Origin of the sequence: Mycobacterium sp. (assembly GCF_039583785.1) — a bacterium.
Classification (GTDB): domain Bacteria; phylum Actinomycetota; class Actinomycetes; order Mycobacteriales; family Mycobacteriaceae; genus Mycobacterium.
In genome coordinates this window covers 1-2,230 of the sequence record NZ_JAVKSG010000181.1, presented here as the reverse complement: position 1 = coordinate 2,230, position 2,230 = coordinate 1, and the positions used below count along the sequence as shown (strand labels likewise).

Genomic DNA, 2,230 nt, shown 5'->3' with positions numbered 1-2,230 from the left:
TCACCGGGGCTGCTGGACGTGCCGGCTGAACTGTCAGCACCGGTGCTCGAGCCCGAGCTGCTGCTGGGAAGCTCGCCGAAGTTGTAGGAACCGCCGGCGCCGCCGTTGCCCCCGGTGCCGCCGGTGCCGCCGTCGGTGCCGGCGCCGCCGGCGCCACCGTTGCCGCCGTCGCCGCCGATGCCGCTGGTCGCGCCGGTGCCGCCGGTGCCGCCCGCGCCGCCATGGCCGCCGTCCATGCCGGCGCCCCCGTTGCCGCCATTGCCGCCATCGCTGCCGATGCCGGTACTACCGCCGGCCCCGCCGTTGCCGCCGGTGCTGCCGGTGCCGATGCCGTCCCCGCCGTCGCCGCCGTTGCCGGTTCCGCCGTTGCCGCTGATGCTGATGGCGCCCGCGTTACCGATATCGCCGGTGCCGCCGTCGCCGCCGTTGCCGCCGACCCCGCCGTCGCTGCCGGTGCCGCCGTCGCCGCCGGTCCCGCCACCAAGACCGCTGTCCGCGCCGCCGTCGCCGCCGTTGCCGCCGACACCGCCGTCAATGCCGGTGCCACCGACCCCGCCGGTGCCGCCGCTGTCAAAGGGAGCTGCGCTAACGACACCGCCGTTTCCACCGTCGCCGCCGACGCCGCTGTCGCCGGCGCCGCCGCCGCCTCCGGCGCCGCCACCGCCGCCAATCGCGTTGGCGGTGAATGTCTTGAAGTTAAATGTGCTCAACCCGCTGGCGGTACCGGCGCCGCCGGCACCGCCGTGGCCGGCGACTCCGCTGCCGCTGATGCCGCCGTCGCCGCCGTTACCGCCGTTGCCGCCGCGGCCGTAGAGAAGCGTCAAGCCGCTGGTCTCGCCGGTGCCGCCGTCGCCGCCGTGGCCGGCACCGGCTCCGTCGATGCCGTCGCCGCCGTTACCGCCGTTGCCGCCGGAACCGCCGATGTTACCGAAGAGTCCGCTCTCGCCGCCGTTGCCGCCGTTGCCGCCGTTGCCGGCGGTGCTGCCATCGCCGGCGGCGGTGCCGCCATCACCGCCCCGGCCGCCGGAACCGCTGATTGGACTGTGGCCGCCGCTCTCGCCTCCAGTGCCGCCGTTGCCGCCGTTGCCGGCGGTGCTGTCGGCGCCGGCGGCGATGCCGCCATTACCGCCGTCGCCACCGTCCCCGCCGAAGAGGCCGCCGTCGCCGCCGTTACCGCCGTTGCCGGCGGTGCTGTCGGCGCTGGCGGCGGTGCCGCCGTTGCCGCCGTCGCCGCCGTTACCGCCGGGGCCGCCGCCGAGGACGCCGCCGTCGCTGCCGGCACCGCCGGCCCCACCGTCGCCGCTGGTGCTGCTGTCGCCGATGGCGGCGCCGCCGGCCCCACCGTCGCCGCCGCTGCCGCCGTTGGAGCCGAATAAGCTGCTGGCGAGGCCAAGTTCCCCCGAAGGGGTGGTACTGGAGGAGGCATAACCGGTGGCTTTGAGTGCCTCCATCGCGGCTGTGATGTTGCCGCCGTCGCCGCCGGCGCCGCCTGCGCCGCCGGTGCTGTCGATGCCGGAGGCCGCTCCGCCGGCGCCGCCGTCGCCGCCGGCGCCAGCGCTGAGCCCACCGAACTCACCGCTGATGCCGCCGGCGCCGCCGGCGCCGCCCTGGCCGCCGATGCTGCTGTCACCGAAGGCGGCGCCGCCGGCACCGCCGTGACCGCCTGCGCCGCCGGCATTGCCGATCAATGCGCTGCCGATGCCACCGACCCCGCCGTCGCCGCCTTGGCCGCCGATGCTGCTGTCACCGAAGGCGGCGCCGCCGGCACCGCCGTGCCCGCCTGCGCCGCCGGCATTGCTGATCAATGCGCTGCCGATGCCACCGACGCCGCCGGCGCCCCCGGCACCGCCGGTGCTGCCGATGCCGCTGGCGGCGCCGCCGGCACCACCCAGCCCGCCGTCGCCGCCGGAGCCTGCTACGAGACCGCTGCCGATACCGCCAACACCGCCGGCGCCGCCGGCGCCGCCGACGCTGTCGGTGCCGCTGGCGGTTCCGCCGGCACCACCGAGACCACCAGCACCGCCGGTGGCGCCGAGAAGAAGAGCACCGGCGCCGCCGTGTCCGCCGGCACCGCCGGCACCACCCACACTGTCGGTGCCGGCCGCGTCGCCGCCGTTGCCGCCGTTGCCGCCGGTGCCGCTGATACCCGCGAGCAGCCGGGCCCCGATCCCGCCGTTGCCGCCGGCACCGCCGGCGCCGCCGTCGAAGCCGGTGCCGCCGTCGCCGCCGC

General features: G+C 77.6%; 1 pseudogene. It reads right to left on the bottom strand.

The annotated features are described in order from the left end of the window. Window positions 1-2,230: pseudogene (locus ABDV69_RS21160) on the bottom strand (PE family protein); the annotation flags it as partial.